Raw genomic sequence first — 15,022 nt, 5'->3', positions numbered from 1 at the left:
CTGAAGAATCATGACGGCATCCGGTTGCACCATTCCAGAAGCTTCGAAAAGAAACATGGATAATGGAGTGGACCTGCATAACTGCCACCACGACAGGTTTCGCCGGAGTAGATCTCGTTTCCCCGACCGCGTTCACTGGGATCTCCGCCGAACCCGAGGTGAAACGCAGAATTGCCGGTACAGGCCCCGAGCAGCCCTCGTTCTCCGGCAGCAAGCGCCCACCCAGCGCTGGCCTCAGGACCGTTCAAGGATTCTCGAACCCGCCCGCGGACGCGAAAGCGGCACCGCCGACTCGACGGTGCCGCTTTCCCCACTCGAAGAACCTCAGCCCTTCAACAACTGCCGAGCCATCACCAGCCGCTGGATCTGGTTCGTGCCCTCGTAAATCTGCGTGATCTTCGCGTCCCGCATCATCCGCTCCAGCGGGAAGTCCCGGGTGTACCCGTACCCGCCCAGCAGCTGGACCGCATCGGTCGTCACGCTCATCGCCACATCCGACGCGTGGCACTTGGCCGCCGCGCCGAAGAACGACAGGTCGTCATCACCGCGTTCGGACTTCGCGGCCGCGGTGTACACCATCTGGCGAGCCGTCTCGACCGCCATCGCCATGTCCGCCAGCATGAACTGGATTCCCTGGAAGTCCGCGATGTGCTTGCCGAACTGCTTGCGCTCCTTGACGTACGCCAGCGCGTGGTCCAGCGCCCCCTGCGCGATGCCGACGGCCTGCGCGGCGATCGTCACGCGGGTGTGGTCCAGCGTCCGCAGGGCGATCTTCAGGCCCTGGCCCGGCTCGCCGACCATCCGGTCGCCCGGGATGCGGACCTGGTCGAAAAGCAGCTCGCGCGTCGGCGAGCCCTTGACGCCCAGTTTCTTTTCCTTGGCGCCGAACGAAAAACCAGCGTCGGACTTCTCGACCACGAAAGCGCTCACGTTGGCGCCGCGACGGCCGTCCGGGTCGGTTACCGCCAGCACCGTGTAGTACTCGGACACTCCCGCGTTGGTGATCCACGACTTCTGTCCATTGAGGATCCAGTCGTCGCCGGAAGGGGTGGCGCGGCAACGCATCGACGCGGTGTCCGAACCGGCGTCGCGTTCGGACAGTCCATAGGAGAATCCGGCCTCGCCCGAAGCCAGCGGGGGCAGGTACTTCGCCTTGACGTCCTCGTTCGCAGCCAGGATCAGCGGCAGGCTGCCAAGCTTGTTCACTGCGGGGATGAGCGAGGACGACGCGCACACCCGCGCCACCTCCTCGATCACGATGCAGGTGGCCAGGGCGTCGGCACCGGCGCCGCCGTACTGTTCCGGCACGTGCGGGGCGTGGAAGTCCGACGCGACCAGTGCGTCGTAGGACGCCTTGGGGAACTCCTCGCGCTCGTCGGCCTCGGCGGCGTGCGGGGCGATCTGCTCTTCGGCGACTGCGCGGACGGCCTCGCGGATCGCTTCGTGGTCTTCGTTGATTTTGAACAGGTCGAAGCTCATCGGGATCTCCTCGCGGAACTCAGTAGGTGTAGAAGCCGCGGCCGGTCTTGCGGCCGAGCAGGCCCGCGTCGACCATCCGGGCCAGCAGCGGCGGCGGCGCGTACAGCGGCTCCTTGAACTCCTCGTACAGCGATTCCGCGACCGCTTTCGTGGTGTCGAGCCCGATCAGGTCGGCCAGCGCGAGCGGGCCCTGCGGGTGCGCGGCGCCACGCACGAGGCCCTCGTCGATCGCTTCCTTCGTCGCGAAGCCGGACTCCAGCATGCGCACGGCGGCGAGGATGAACGGGATCAGCAGCGCGTTCACCACGAAACCGGCCCGGTCCTGGCACAGGATCGCGTGCTTGCCGAGGGTCTCCTCGGCGAACTTCCGCGCCCGGTCGGTGGTCTCGTCGCCGGTGAGCAGGCTCGGCACCAGTTCGACCAGCGGCAGCACCGGGACCGGATTGAAGAAGTGGATGCCGAGCACCTGCGCCGGGCGCTCGGTAGCGGTGCCGAGCTTCATGATCGGGATGGACGACGTGTTGGACGCCAGCACCGCGTCCGGCGCGGCGACGATCTTGTCCAGTTTCCCGAACAGCTCCGCCTTGACCGCCTCGTTCTCCACGATCGCCTCGACGACGAGCGTGCGTTCGGCCAGGTCGTCGAGGTTCTCGGTGATCCGGATCCGCTCCAGCACGTCGGCCGCGGACGCGATCTTCCCCTTGCGCTCGGCCCGGCCCAGCGACGCCTCCAGCCGCGCCCGGCCCGCGTCGGCGGCCGCCCGGTTCGATTCGACCGCCACGACGTCCAGCCCGGCCCGGGCGCACACCTCGGCGATCCCCGCCCCCATCTGGCCGCAGCCGACCACGCCGACGAGCTCCACGTGCCTCACCCATCCCTCCGGTACTTGGTTTCACGATAACGGTACTCAGTACCGGCGGGTAGGCGAGACCGGGGTGGTCCAGCTCACCCTGCTCGCGGGCGCGCCACGGCGATTAGGCTGGCAGCGAGTGCGGAAAGGTGGCCCGATGCCCGAGAAACCGGCCAAGCAACGGCTGACCGAGGCCGCGTTCGCGCTGTTCGAGGAGCGCGGCTACGACCAGACGACGGTCGACGACATCACCGACCGCGCGGGCGTCGGGCGCAGCACGTTCTTCCGCGCGTTCCGGTCCAAAGAGGACGTGATCTTCCCCGATCACGAGGTGCTGCTGAGCGCGATCGAGGCCCGGCTGGCCGGATCCGACCCGCGCACTGCGATCGTCGCGGTCACCGAGGCCGCACGGCTGGTGCTGCGGCATTACGTCGCGGAGGGCGACCTGGCGCTGGCGCGATACCGGCTCACCCGCAGCGTGCCCGCGCTGCGCGCCCGGGAGATCGCCGGCACGCGGCAGTATCAACGGCTGTTCCAGGAATTCGTCCACCGCTGGATGGGCGGTGGCGAAGAAACCGCACTGCGCGCCGAACTCATGGCGGCGGCTGTGGTGACCGCGCACAACCACGTTCTGCGCCGATGGCTGCGCGGGCAGGCGACGGACCCGGAAGCAGCTTTCGACGCCGCGATGGCGGACACGGTCGCGCTGTTCGGCAACACCGGCGAGACGGAAACGACAGTCGTCGCTTTCCGTTCTGGCAAAGACCTTTCCGCGGTGCTGCCCGGATTGCGCAAGCTGCTCGGCGACGAGGGCACGCTCGGCTGAGCGGCTACCAGGCCTCGTCGAACCGTACTCCGCCCTCGTACCAGTCCTCGTCGCTCACCGGGCGTTCCGGTTCCGCCGGAAGCTCGGGGTCGGCGGTGCGGTTGCGGAGATAGTCGCCCTCGCCCAGCGCGGCGGAGGTGCCGCCCGCCGCTTGCTGGGACCCGACAGCTGCCTGCGGCACGGAAGAATTCCCTGACGCAGCAACGGATTTCGACTGGACCGGCACCGTAGGCCGTTTCGCTTCGACGGGTGGAGCGGGCCGCCGAGGAGCAGCGGGCGGAGCCACGGGGGCGACTTCGGGCGTGAACCCGGCCCGCCACTTAAGCCGGTCCATCACGTACCCGCGCGTGCCGAGCGGAGCCAGCAACGACGCCGTCTGGTGCGCCGATTGCCGCTGCGCCTCGGCGTACGTGTGCAGCACCAGCGCGGCCAACTCCTCCGGCGGCAGATTCCGCACCGTGCCGGACAGTTTCAGTCCAGTGAGGACACCGTCGGTGTTGACCGTGGCCGTGACCGCGTTGTCGGCCGAGGACGCCTCGACCGACAACGCTGACAGTGCCTGGATCAGTTCTTCCGGACCGGACACGTCAGTCCAGTGTGGACGGTGTCAGCGGCTGCGACACCGAACCGTCCGGCGCGATGTCGACGCCCCGGTCCCGGACCTTCTTCTCCGTGTCCTTCGGGGTGTTCGAGGTCTCGAAGTTGGACGGGTCGAACGAGTCGCCGGGGCTCACGTCGGCGGGCTTCGGGATGTCGGGCAGGCCGTCGGCCTTCTCGCGGATCTTGTCCGCGAGCCGTCCGGCCGACTGGCCCATTCCCGAGCGGAGCTTTTCGACGTTGTCGAGGAAACTCTCGAAGATGTCCTTCGCGGAGTCCCCTTCGACCCGTGCCGTGGCCTCGGCCATGACCTCGGACAGCCCCGCGCCCGCGCCGGCTATCGCGACCTGCGTGCCCTGGGCGGCGAGGGTCAGCCCGGCGCCCGCGGCCGCCGGGGTCGCGACCGCGGCGAGCATCCCGACCAGTGCCACGGTGAAGGCCGTCGTCAGCACCTTGGACAGCGAGATCTCGCCCTCCTTGGCCTTGTCCTTCTGGTACTTGTCCGCGGCGTCCTTGAAAGATTTGGCCAGCGTGTTGAGGTCGTCCCGGGCGCCCCACACGCTGTCCCGGCCCGCGACGACGCCGCTCTCCAGCACCGAGATCTCGGTCGCCATCTGGTCGTAGGTCTCCGACAGCCGGTCGAGATACGTCTTCACGTCCTCGGCCGCCTCGCCGCGCCACGAGCCCATCAGTTCCTTCGCCCGGCGCAGCTCCGTCATCGAACCGCGGCCGAGGTTCTGCCAGATGTGCTCGTAAGAATTGATCAACGACTGCAGGCCGGCGCCGGTGTCCTTGAGGTCGGCCTCGGAGAACTCGCGGAAGATGCTCGTGACCTCGTCCTGATAGGACTCGTACAGGCCGTCCATCATGTCGAACAGCATGAACTCCGCGTAGCGCAACGCCAGCACGCCGTCGAGCGCGTCGTTCGCGCCCTCCTGCAGGTCCTCGCAGATGCCTTCGAGCAGCTGCTCACGCGGACGCTCGCCCGAACCGCCGCTCAGCCCGAAGTAGTTTTCCTGGTCGCTCACGTCAGAGCCCCTCCCCCGCCGCGTTGCGCACGCCCATCCGGGCTTCCCCGTCGGCGCTCTCGTACAGGTCGGCCACGCGCACGAGCGCGACGCTCGCCTGCTGCGTGGTGAAAGCGAGCTGTGCCAGCGCTTCCTCGACCTTCGAGCGGTGGTACTCGTACGCCGCCGCGACCTGGTGCATGCCGAGCGAGCCGCCGAAAGCGGTCGCCGGACCGACGCCGAACGCGCCGAAGATGCCCGTCGGGCCGGCCGCCTGCGGCATGTCCAGCCCGGCCACCCCGCGGCGCGCGGTCTCCGCCGCGTGCCCGGCGTCCTCCACGAACCCGCTCGCCTTGCGCAGATCGTTCACGTCGGTTTCGAAACCGATCATGGGTCCACCCCCAGTCGTATGAACCGTCACCCTAGTGAGCGAACGGCATCCTTCCGACTCATCGGACATGCCGCCGGTTCACGACATTGACGTGACGACCATCACATTTCGGTCGGACCGGCTATCCCTCGCGCGCGGACGCGGGAGCTGCCCGGCGCGGAAACCACGGCACGATCGGCGAAACGCGTCGCTGGTAGTCCGCGTACTCCGGGTAGCGGCCGAGCGTGATGCTCTCGGTGAAGATCGTCGAGCCGATGAACAGAGCCGTCAGCAGGACCGCGCCGGCGATCGTCCAAGTGACCGCGCCCGCCGCGGAGACGCCGAACAGGAACACCAGCCACCACTGCGCTTGTTCGAAGAAGAAGTTGGGGTGGCGGGAAAACCGGAAGAGCCCGGTCTGCGCGAACCGCGGTTCGGGGGTTCGCCCGGCGGCCGTCTCGCGTTTCTTCCATTGGTGGAAGTTCCATTGCTGCTGATCGGCGAGGGCTTCGCCGGCCAGGCAGGCCACAAACGCGACAGCCAGCACGATGTCGGCCGCACCCAGCGGCGTCCGGTGGTCCAGCGCCGTCCACGCGGGCAGCGTGATGAGCAGCAGGATCACGTTCTGGTAGAGCGTAATGAAGAAGAGGTTGAACAGCTGGAACTGCCACGGGGCCATCCGGGCGCGCAGCACCGCCCAGCGGTAGTCCTCGCCGCCGGGCGCGTAGCCGCCCTTGCGGCCGTAGTTGAACGTCAGCCGCGCGCCCCACAGGAACACGAGCGCGAACAGCAGGTTCAGCCGCGCGTCCGCGAACCCCGCGTGACCGGCGAAGATCCCGGCGTAGGCCACCGGGACGACCGACCAGATCCGGTCCACCCAGGAGTACTCCCTGGTGAGCACCGACAGCAGCCAGCAGCCGGCGCACACTCCCGCGAAAACCCAGAGGCACACCTGGAACGCGTTCATGCCCGCGACTTTACTGCGGAAATCGCCGGAACGGCGGCCTACAATCCGCCGATGGGCACCACGACGGCGAACCTGCCCCTGCGCGAGCGCAAGATCGACATTTTCTTCGCGGTGATCTTCTCGGTCTTCACGGTGACGTCGCTGATCAGCGACCTGCTGCCGACGATCGGCGTCGACTTCTCGCGCCCCACCGGCCACTTCTTCGTCGACTCCAACTACTGGTACGCCCACGACGCCGATCCGCTGTTCATGCATCCGCCGGACTGGATGCGGATCGTCACCGGGCTCTCCGCGTTCGGCTACCTGCCCTTCTACGTCGTGCTCGTCTGGTGCCTGGTGGCGGGCCGCAACGGGATCCAGCTGTTCGCGGTGATCTACGCGACGATGATCGCCACGCTCACCGGGATCGTCGTCTTCGGCGTCGAGTTCTTCGGCGACCCGGCGACGCGCACCGGCAACCCGGGCAAGTTCCTCGCGTTCAATCTCCCCTACGTGCTGATTCCGTTGCTGCTGCTGGTGCGGATGCGCCGTCCGCTGCCGTTCGCCCGGCGGTTCTGACCATTGTGGACAGATCCGCCGCTTACGCCGCCCCCGCGCCGGCGACCAGGTAGTCGATCGCCGCCGCGACGATCGACAGCCCGGTCACCGCCGCCCCCGGTCAGGCCCCGGGAAGAGGTCGCTGAGCACCGGAGCCAGCCCGCCGACGGCGCTGGCATCTTCACTTTCGCGGTCTCTGGCTTCAGTTTTCCTGCAGCACCGAAAGAATGTTCCCGGCCGGATCGCGGAACCACGCGATGAGCGGACCGCCGAGCCGGAACACGCCCTTTTCGTCGACCCCGTCGAACGGTTCGAAGGAAACCCCGGCCGCGCCGAGTTCCGCGACTGCCTGATCGATGTCGTCGACCGGGAAGTTGAGAACGGTGTACTCGGCCGGGACGTGCTTGTCGCCCTTCGGGTAGACGAGAACTTCGCGTCCTTCGGCGAGACGCAGGCGCAGCATCCCCCAGTTCTCGGTGATCTCGATGCCGAGAGTCTCGGCGTAGAACTTCCGTGCGGCCGGGATGTCGTCCACGGAGAAACCGCTGAATGCCTTGCTGGTGTCGAACATTTCTCGCTCCTTTGACTAGCGGATCGGCGCGGGGCGGTAGGTCACTGACAGGACGCCGTTTTCGAAGGTCCGGGAAGCCGCGAGTGCGAGGTCGGCGCGGGCGGAGGGCTCCTCGAACAGCCGCGCGCCCGAGCCGAGCACGATCGGATGGATCAGCAGGTTCAGCTCGTCCAGCAGGCCGACCTGCAGCAGCGACCGCACCAGCCGGGGGCTGCCCGGGACGTGGATGTTCTTGCCCGGCTTGTTTTTGAGCGCGGTCAGCTCGGCCTCCAGGTCGCCGCCCAGCAGCGTCGACCCGCTCCAGTCCACCGCGGCGAGCGTGCTCGAGACGACGTACTTCGGGGTGTTGTTCAGGAACGCGGCCATCGAGACCGAGTTCCCCAGCTCCGGCCACATCCGGGCGAACGCCGTATAGGTGTTCCGGCCGAGCAGGACGGCGTCGGACCCGGCGATGCTGGCGCGGATCACCTCGTCCGCCTCGTGGTTGAGCATCATCCAGTCCGGCGGCGACTCGGTCACCCCGTCCAGCGAAACCGACAGTCCGGCCACGATCTTGCGCACCACTATGCTCCTTCCTCAGCGGACAGTTCACGGGGGACGTCGGAGCCGGAACGCCGAAGGCGACACCCACAGCGAAAAATCTTCGGAGGGGCCCGTCGTGCGGTACCTGATCATGATCCACAGCAACCCGCGTTTCCGTGCGCTCTGGGAGGAGCTGCCGGACGAGAAGAAGGCGGAGTTCGGCCGGAGTCACCTCGCGCTCAACCAGGCGCTCGAAGAGTCCGGCGAGCTGGTGCTCAGCGACGGGCTGGCGGACCCCGCCGAAGCCAGGTGCGTCACCGTGCGGGACGGCAAGGCGGTGCCGAGCGACGGGCCGTTCGCCGAGGTCAAGGAGCATCTGGTCGGCTTCTACCTGGTCGAATGCGCGAGCATGGAACGGGCGCTGGAACTCGCCGCCCGGGTGCCGGACGCGCGGTACGGCAAGGTCGAGGTCCGTCCGGTCCGCACTGTGAAAGAGCTGGGTCTCTGACTTCCCCGCCCGGCTTCGAGCAGCTCCTGCGCGATCTCGCGCCGCAGGTGCTCAGCGCCGTCTGCCGCCGGTTCGGCGACTTCGCGCTCTGCGAGGACGCGGTGCAGGAAGCGTTGCTGGCCGCCGCGTTGAAGTGGCCGGAGCAGGGCATGCCGGACAACCCCAAAAGCTGGCTGATCACCGCGGCCGCGCGCAGGCGCATCGACATCGAACGCAGCGAGTCCGCCCGGCGGCAGCGCGAGAACACGGCCGCCGGGCTGGCGGTACCGCAGCCGGAACCGGCACCAGCCGACGACGACACGCTGACGCTGCTGATGTTGTGCTGTCACCCCGACCTCGGCAAAGCGTCCCAGCTCGCCTTGACGCTGCGGGCGGTCGGCGGGCTCACCACCGCGGAAATCGGGCGGGCTCTGCTGGTGCCGGAGAAAACCGTGAGCCAGCGGATCATCCGGGCGAAGAAACGGCTCAGCAGCGCCCGGTTCCGGATGCCGCCGCCGGAGGAACGGGCCGAGCGGATGGCCGCGGTGCTGCAGGTGCTGTACCTGATTTTCACCGAGGGGCACACCGCCAGCTCCGGGACCGCCGTCAACCGGGTCGAACTCACCGCCGAGGCCATCCGGCTCACCCGGCAGCTGCACGCCCAGGTTCCCCATGACGGCGAAGTCACCGGGCTGCTCGCGCTCATGCTGCTCAGCGACGCCCGGCGGCCCGCGCGGACCCTGCCGGACGGGTCCGCCGTTCCGCTGGCCGAACAGGACCGCACCCGCTGGGACTCCGCGGCGATCGCCGAAGGACTCGACCTGATCGGGAAAGCCCTGGTCACCGCCCAGCTCGGGCCGTACCAGCTCGAGGCCGCGATCGCCGCTGTGCACGCCGAGGCGGCCCGCGCCGAGGACACCGACTGGCCGCAGATCCTCGCCCTCTACGACCTTCTGCTCGCCGTCTCGCCGAGCCCGGTCGCGGCGCTGAACCGGATCGTCCCGGTCGCCATGGTCCACGGCGCCCGCGAGGGATTGCGGCAGCTGGACGAGATCGCCGGACTGAACGAGCACCATCGCGTCGACGTCGTGCGCGCGCATCTGCTCGATCTGGCGGGAGAGCCCGAGCAAGCCCGGGTCTATTACCGTTCAGCGGCACAGAAAACGCTCAGTGTCCCGGAACGGAGATACCTGGAATCCCGTGCCGCACCGGGGAAATCGCCTTAACCGGCGACCCGGGCCATCCTCGGCGGACGCAGTGCGTCCGGGTTCGGCAGCCGCATCGGCACGGTGTGCGCGTGGTACTCGAAGTGCCACCATTCGTTGTCGTAGCGGCGATACAGCCGGTATTCCGACCCGTGCCGCTCCAGCCATGCCGCGCCCTCGCGCGGACGCACGTCCAGTGCCGTGCCGCGGACGTGCGCGGATTCGTGCGGCGGCAGCACTCGACGGCGAGCGGCGGTGACCGAGCCGGTGCGGTGCACTTCCTCGGCGAACAGCCGGTGCTGGTGGGCAGCGTCGCGATGGCCGGAGGTGAGCCCGATGAGCTGGCGGTGCCGCCAGAACGCCTCGGTGCGCGCGGCGGTGAAGGCGGCGCGGGCAGGTTCGCTCAGGCCCGCGAGGTCCTCGGCCGGGTACCGCATCGCGAGCGCCCACTGGCAGGCCAGGTGCCGGGCACGGCCGGGCGAACGCAGGAACGCCGCCGGGAGCAGCGCCAGCGCCAGAAGGCGGGTGACGGCGGCGAGGACCCGGGACCGGCGAAGCGACTCGATCATGGGGTCCACTTTCGGACCCCAGTGTGCGCGCACTGCGCACGGAGTTTGACAGCTTTGTAACAGTTCCCCGCGGCGGCGCTGTTACCGAACGATGACACGGCGCGCACCGGGCGGCGAACCGCGCCGGGCAGGCTCGGGCCAGGCTGTCCGCTGTGGACTGTCCGGGCGGCCGGACGGGCGGGCTGCGATAGTGGGAGACATGCCGAGGGTGCTGCTGATCGAAGACGACCAGGCCGTGCGCGACGGCCTGCGGCTGGCCCTGACCTATCAGGGGCACACCGTCGACGCGGTGGAGACCGGCGAGGAAGGCCTCGCCCGGCTCGCCGGCGACCCGGCCGACGTCGTCGTCCTCGACCTCATGCTGCCCGGGATGGACGGCTTCGAGGTGTGCCGGCGCATCCGCGCGGCCGGCGACCTGCCGATCATCATGCTCACCGCTCGCAATGACGACATCGACGTGGTGGCCGGGCTCGAAGCCGGAGCCGACGACTACGTCGTGAAGCCCGCGCAGGCCAGGGTGCTGGAGGCGCGCATCCGCGCGGTGCTTCGGCGCACCAGCGGCGAACCGCGCAGTTCGGGCGCGAAGCCGGGCCCGGAACGGCACGGCGACCTCACGATCGACCGCGAAGGTCTCGTGGTCAGCAAGCACGGCACCGTCATCGGGCTCGCGCCGACCGAACTGCGGCTGTTGCTGGAACTGTCCGCCTCCCCCGGCCGCGTGCTCAGCCGCCAGCAACTGCTCGAATCCGTGTGGGATCAGGGCTATCTCGGCGATTCGCGGCTCGTCGACGCGTGCGTGCAGCGGCTGCGCGCCAAGATCGAGGACGACGCCGCGAAACCGGTGTACGTCCAGACCCTGCGCGGTTTCGGCTATCGCTTCGGGCCGCTGTGACCGGCTGGCGGTTGCGGGGGCTGCGCACCCGGCTGCTGGTGGCGTTCGCGCTGCTGAGCGTGTTCACCGCGCTGGCCGTCGCCGGGATCCTATACGTGCGGGCCAGGGACGGGATCCTGCAGCGCACCCAGGACAACGCCGCCGTCGAGATGACGACCCAGCTCAAGCAGCTCTACCCGCTCCCCCGGCAGCCGGTGGACACGAGCGCGCTGCGGTCGGCCGCCGACCGGCTCAACGGCCGGAAGATCTCCGCTCTGGTCACGAGCGGCGGCCACAGTGCGGGCGACATGCCCGCGTCGGTGATCACGCCGGAGCTGCGCGGGGCCGTGCAGGCGGGCAAGGTGGCGTGGCAGCGCGTGGACGTCGGCGGCGTCACGCAGCTGGTGCTGGGTTCGCCGTTGCTGATCTCGACCGGCGACCGGATGAGTCCGACGATCCCGTCCGGCATCGAGGTCTACGAACTGCGCAACCTCGACGCGGAAATCGAGGCGGTGAACCGGCTCGCCCGGGAGGCGTGGCTTCTCGGCGGGGCCGCGCTGGTGGTGGCTTTGGTGCTCGCCGTGCTGGCCGCGGGCAGCGTGCTGCGGCCGGTGGGCGAACTGCAGCGCGCGGCCCGCAGGCTCGGCGCGGGCGACCTCGACGCCCGGATCGCCGTCCGCGGCAGCGACGAACTGGCCAGCGTCGCCGAGACGTTCAACTCGACCGCCGCCTCGCTGCAGCGGCACGTCAGCGAACTGCGCCGGATGGAAGCCGACGCCCGGCGGTTCGTCGCCGACGTGTCGCACGAACTGCGCACGCCGCTGGCCGCGATGACCGCCGTCACCGACATGCTCGACGCCGAGGCGAAGCGGCTGCCGGACGCGGCGGGCGAGGCGGTGCGGCTGGTCAGCCAGGAAACGCACAATCTGACGCGGCTGGTGAACGACCTGATCGAGGTCACCCGGTTCGACTCCGGCACCGCTTCGCTCGAGGTGGACGACGTCGACGTGGCCGAGGCGGTCCGGGCGACGCTGCGAGTGCGGGGTTTCTCGGTGGAGACCGATCTGCCGGACGGGATCCGCGCCCGGGTCGATCCGCGCCGGCTCGACGTGATCGTGGCCAATCTCGTGGGGAACGCGCTGCGGCACGGCGCGGAACCGGTGACGGTCCGGTTGCGCGGCGACCAGGCGGCGATCACGCTTTCGGTCGAAGATTCCGGCCCCGGACTGGACGAGGAGGTGCTTCCGCACGTGTTCGCCCGGTTCTACAAGGCGGACACCGCTCGCAGCCGGTCCGAAGGCAGCGGGCTCGGGCTCGCGATCGCGTGGGAGAACGCGCGGCTGCATCACGGGGAGCTGACCGCGGGCAACCGGCCCGGGGGCGGCGCGGTGTTCACTTTGCAGCTGCCTCGGGAGGTGTGGCAGTGAAGCGATTGCTGGGGTTGATCGCGGTCCTGGTGCTGGCGGCCGGCTGCGGGGTGCGGCCCAGCGGCGTGATCATCGGGGAGAACGCGCCCAGCGGCCCGCCCAACGGGAACGCCGGGCACACGGCGACGGTGTATTTCGTGTTGAACGACCGCGTCGTGCCGGTGGTGCGCACCGGGGCCGGCGACGTCGCCGCGGACCGGGTCCGGGCTCTGGAGCGCGGGCCGGACGAGGACGAGCGGGCCGGCGGCTACACGACGGAGCTTCCGCCGTCGTTCGAGCCGATCGCCATCGGGGTGAACGAGGCGGCGATCGGGGTCAACGTCCGGGAATTGTCGCCGAACGCGGTCGCGCAGCTCGTGTGCACGGTGCTCGCGGCGGGCGGCGGCGGGACGTCCGGGACGATCACGCTTTCCGGCGGAGGCCAGACATTGCAGCCCCGGGCGTGCGGCGGCTGACTCAGCCGCGCGGCTTCATCGCGGGCGCCAACACCACCGCCACCACGCACAACGCCAGCGGCAGCAGGAAGGCGACGTTCAACGGCACCCAGTGCGCCAGCCCGCCGATGATCGCCGGACCGGCCAGCAGCCCGACGTACCCGACGCCGACCACGCGCGCCATCAACGCCCCCGACGCGCGTTTGTCCAGATTCCCCGCCGCGGTGAACAACTGCGGAACGCCACCGGACAGCCCGAGCCCGAACAACGCCCAGCCGCACAACGACAACGGCACCCACGGCGCCAGCGACGCGATCGCCAGCCCCAGCGCCGCCAGCCCGCTGCCGTAGCGCACCACGGCGACCGGCCCGGCCAGCGCGGCGACCCGGTCGGTCGCGAACCGGCCGACCGTCATCGCCACCGCGAACGAACCGTAGGCCAGCGCGGCGGTGCTTTCGGACGTCCCCAGCCCGTCCCGGAGATACAGCGCCGCCCAGTCGTTAGCGACGCCTTCGGACAGCATCAGCGCGAAAGCGAGCAGCCCCAGCAACCACACCACGCGCGTCGGGGTGCGAGCAGGCTTGGCTTCTTCCTCGGTCTCTTCGGCAGTGTTTTCGGACGAATCAAGCAGATACCGGCGAACCACCAGCGACACCACAATGCACAGGATTCCGGTGCCGCCGAGCGACACCAGCGTCGGCACGCCCGCGCTCAGCACCGCCGCGCCGACGACCGCCGCGATCGCACCGCCGATCGACCACATCGCGTGAAACGCCGCCATGATCGGCCGCGGGTAGGCGCGTTCCACGACCACCGCGTGCGCGTTCATCGCGACGTCGAGGGAGCCGTTGAAGAACCCGAACGCCGCGAGCGCCAGCCCGAGCGTCCACCAGTTCGCCGCGAGCCCCGGCAGCACGACCGCGACCCCGACCAGCACTCCCGCGACGGACACGACCCGCGGATGCCCGAACCGGTCCGCGAGCGGCCCGGTGACCTGCATCCCGATCAGCGCCGAGCCGCCGAGCACGAGCAGCAGCGCCCCGAGCGCGGTGTGCGAAACGCCGGTCGCGCGCTCGATCACCGGAATGTGCACCACCCACATGCCGACCGCGAACCCGCACAGCGCGAACACGATCCAGGTGGCGACGCGGGCCGCACGGGGCAGCACCGCCGGCGGGGAAAGCTCAGTCATCGGGCTCGGCTCCTCTTCGGGGTCGGGTCCAGGCAGGAAAAATCGGGCTGGGGCATGATGGGCGGGTGGAAGCCGAACCGGTCGCCGCCCCGTGAGCGAGGGCTACCTGAAAGGCAGAATCCGCCGCGACGACCTCGTTTCGGCGGCCGCCGCGGTGTACAGCGAAACCGGCTACCACGCATCGTCGCTGCGGGAAATCGCCAAACGAGCCGGTATCACCCACGCTGGCTTGCTGTACCACTTCCCCACGAAGGAAGCACTGCTCGCCGCCGTCCTGGAACGCCGCGACGCCGAAGACGCCGTGCGCGAACAGCTGACCGCTCCCCCCGGTCTGGCCGTCCTGCGCCGCTTCATCGCGCTGGCCGAGCACAACGTCCGCCACCGGGGCATCGTCGAGCTGTACTCGCGCCTCGCCGCCGAGGCGATCTCCGAAGACCACCCCGCGCACGCCTACTTCGCCCGCCACTACCGCGAGGCCCGCGACAGCATCGCCCAGTCGTTCCACGCGCTCGCCGAAACAGGCGAGCTTCGCCCCGGCGTAGACCCGGACTTGGCGGCACTCACCTTCGTCGCCCTGATGGACGGCCTCCAGGTCCAGTGGCTCACCACCCCCACGCAAGTCGATGCAGTCGGTTCCCTCCGCCTCTCCCTGCAAACTCTCCTGACCGTCCCGCTGTTCCCGTAACCCGGCGAAATCCGGAGATCTCGCCCAAATGGCCGCCGATTCGCCCCCGTTCCGTGAGAAAACCCTTCACGGACCCTGATTCCCGCAGGGGACCCTTCACAGCCCGCCCAGCCGCCCCGCCCCGGTGCGCCCCAATGTGGCATTGGGTGCGTCAGATGCACCGAACGCCACATTGGGTGCGTGGGATGCACCCAATGCCACATTGGGGCGCTAGCCCCACCCACCCCCCAACCGCCGCCCGCACACCCAACCGGGCCAGCACCCAAGCCGCGCGCCAATCCCGCCGCCGCCCGCCCCAGCCGGACCAACAACTCAAGCCGCGCACCAAACCACCGCCACCACACTCAAAACACCCAGGCAGCCACACCCGGCCCTGCACCCCGATACGAAGCCTCCCCTGCGGTTCGGGGGTGCTTGTCAAGGCAT

18 protein-coding genes are annotated in these 15,022 nt (G+C 69.5%); 8 read left to right on the top strand and 10 right to left on the bottom strand.

Annotated features, from left to right (window positions below; genetic code table 11):
• Positions 1–324: 324 nt before the first annotated feature.
• Both ACWGIC_RS14500 and ACWGIC_RS14495 read right to left on the bottom strand, forming a co-directional pair.
• Entirely contained in the window at positions 325–1,479 is a 1,155-nt protein-coding gene (locus tag ACWGIC_RS14500) for an acyl-CoA dehydrogenase family protein (protein WP_452076389.1), read from the bottom strand.
• Between the two features lie 19 nt (positions 1,480–1,498).
• A complete protein-coding gene (locus ACWGIC_RS14495; protein WP_452076388.1) occupies positions 1,499–2,350 on the bottom strand; it encodes a 3-hydroxybutyryl-CoA dehydrogenase in 852 nt (283 codons plus the stop codon).
• 136 nt (positions 2,351–2,486) lie between these two features.
• Here ACWGIC_RS14495 and ACWGIC_RS14490 point away from each other — a divergent pair, with 136 nt between their 5' ends.
• Positions 2,487–3,155 (top strand): TetR/AcrR family transcriptional regulator, encoded by a 669-nt coding sequence (locus ACWGIC_RS14490; protein WP_452076387.1) that lies wholly within the window; start codon positions 2,487–2,489, stop codon positions 3,153–3,155.
• 4 nt (positions 3,156–3,159) lie between these two features.
• Here the strand turns inward: ACWGIC_RS14490 and ACWGIC_RS14485 are convergent, their stop codons facing one another.
• The 4 genes from ACWGIC_RS14485 to ACWGIC_RS14470 all read right to left on the bottom strand — a co-directional run bounded on the left by ACWGIC_RS14485 (position 3,160) and on the right by ACWGIC_RS14470 (position 6,096).
• Positions 3,160–3,741, bottom strand: a complete 582-nt coding sequence (locus tag ACWGIC_RS14485) for a YbaB/EbfC family nucleoid-associated protein (RefSeq protein WP_452076386.1) — start codon at positions 3,739–3,741, stop codon at positions 3,160–3,162.
• Position 3,742: 1 nt separating this feature from the next.
• Positions 3,743–4,780, bottom strand: coding sequence for a hypothetical protein (locus tag ACWGIC_RS14480; RefSeq protein WP_452076385.1), 1,038 nt, complete (start codon positions 4,778–4,780; stop codon positions 3,743–3,745).
• Between the two features lies 1 nt (position 4,781).
• Entirely contained in the window at positions 4,782–5,150 is a 369-nt protein-coding gene (locus ACWGIC_RS14475) for a hypothetical protein (RefSeq protein ID WP_452076384.1), read from the bottom strand.
• Positions 5,151–5,271: 121 nt separating this feature from the next.
• Complete coding sequence (locus ACWGIC_RS14470) at positions 5,272–6,096, bottom strand: DUF1295 domain-containing protein (protein ID WP_452076383.1); 825 nt, start codon at positions 6,094–6,096, stop codon at positions 5,272–5,274.
• Positions 6,097–6,147: 51 nt separating this feature from the next.
• On the opposite strand from ACWGIC_RS14470, the gene ACWGIC_RS14465 reads away from it, so the two are divergent.
• Complete coding sequence (locus ACWGIC_RS14465) at positions 6,148–6,654, top strand: EXPERA domain-containing protein (protein WP_452076382.1); 507 nt, start codon at positions 6,148–6,150, stop codon at positions 6,652–6,654.
• A gap of 181 nt (positions 6,655–6,835) precedes the next feature.
• Here ACWGIC_RS14465 and ACWGIC_RS14460 read toward each other — a convergent pair whose 3' ends face one another.
• Positions 6,836–7,204, bottom strand: a complete 369-nt coding sequence (locus ACWGIC_RS14460; RefSeq protein ID WP_452076381.1) for a VOC family protein — start codon at positions 7,202–7,204, stop codon at positions 6,836–6,838.
• A 15-nt stretch (positions 7,205–7,219) separates the two neighbouring features.
• Complete coding sequence (locus ACWGIC_RS14455; RefSeq protein ID WP_452076380.1) at positions 7,220–7,765, bottom strand: dihydrofolate reductase family protein; 546 nt, start codon at positions 7,763–7,765, stop codon at positions 7,220–7,222.
• Between the two features lie 97 nt (positions 7,766–7,862).
• Here ACWGIC_RS14455 and ACWGIC_RS14450 point away from each other — a divergent pair, with 97 nt between their 5' ends.
• The gene (locus ACWGIC_RS14450) at positions 7,863–8,234 is read left to right on the top strand and encodes a YciI family protein (RefSeq protein ID WP_452076379.1); all 372 of its coding nucleotides are present in this window, start codon (positions 7,863–7,865) and stop codon (positions 8,232–8,234) included.
• Positions 8,231–9,439 (top strand): RNA polymerase sigma factor, encoded by a 1,209-nt coding sequence (locus ACWGIC_RS14445; protein ID WP_452076493.1) that lies wholly within the window; start codon positions 8,231–8,233, stop codon positions 9,437–9,439. The genes ACWGIC_RS14450 and ACWGIC_RS14445 overlap by 4 nt, the downstream gene beginning before the upstream one ends.
• Here the strand turns inward: ACWGIC_RS14445 and ACWGIC_RS14440 are convergent.
• Positions 9,436–9,987, bottom strand: a complete 552-nt coding sequence (locus tag ACWGIC_RS14440) for a D-alanyl-D-alanine carboxypeptidase (protein ID WP_452076378.1) — start codon at positions 9,985–9,987, stop codon at positions 9,436–9,438. The two genes, ACWGIC_RS14445 and ACWGIC_RS14440, sit on opposite strands and share 4 nt — an antisense overlap.
• Positions 9,988–10,186: 199 nt before the next feature.
• On the opposite strand from ACWGIC_RS14440, the gene ACWGIC_RS14435 reads away from it, so the two are divergent.
• From ACWGIC_RS14435 to ACWGIC_RS14425, 3 genes are read left to right on the top strand one after another with little or no spacing between them, the layout of a single operon-like run.
• Positions 10,187–10,879: a response regulator gene (locus ACWGIC_RS14435; protein ID WP_452076377.1), complete on the top strand. Its 693-nt coding sequence runs from the start codon at positions 10,187–10,189 to the stop codon at positions 10,877–10,879.
• On the top strand, positions 10,876–12,285 hold the full coding sequence (locus ACWGIC_RS14430) for an ATP-binding protein (protein ID WP_452076376.1): 1,410 nt from the start codon (positions 10,876–10,878) through the stop codon (positions 12,283–12,285). Before ACWGIC_RS14435 ends, ACWGIC_RS14430 begins: the two co-directional genes overlap by 4 nt.
• A complete protein-coding gene (locus tag ACWGIC_RS14425) occupies positions 12,282–12,740 on the top strand; it encodes a hypothetical protein (protein WP_452076375.1) in 459 nt (152 codons plus the stop codon). The genes ACWGIC_RS14430 and ACWGIC_RS14425 overlap by 4 nt, the downstream gene beginning before the upstream one ends.
• 1 nt (position 12,741) lies before the next feature.
• On the opposite strand, the gene ACWGIC_RS14420 is transcribed toward ACWGIC_RS14425, so the two are convergent.
• The gene (locus tag ACWGIC_RS14420) at positions 12,742–13,911 is read right to left on the bottom strand and encodes an MFS transporter (RefSeq protein ID WP_452076374.1); all 1,170 of its coding nucleotides are present in this window, start codon (positions 13,909–13,911) and stop codon (positions 12,742–12,744) included.
• A gap of 91 nt (positions 13,912–14,002) precedes the next feature.
• On the opposite strand from ACWGIC_RS14420, the gene ACWGIC_RS14415 reads away from it, so the two are divergent.
• Complete coding sequence (locus ACWGIC_RS14415; RefSeq protein WP_452076373.1) at positions 14,003–14,596, top strand: TetR/AcrR family transcriptional regulator; 594 nt, start codon at positions 14,003–14,005, stop codon at positions 14,594–14,596.
• The last annotated feature ends 426 nt before the right edge of the window (positions 14,597–15,022 follow it).

It is taken from the genome of Amycolatopsis sp. NPDC054798, assembly GCF_053611505.1.
Note: the sequence above shows the minus strand (reverse complement) of the source record. Positions and strands in the feature narration are given on the sequence as shown.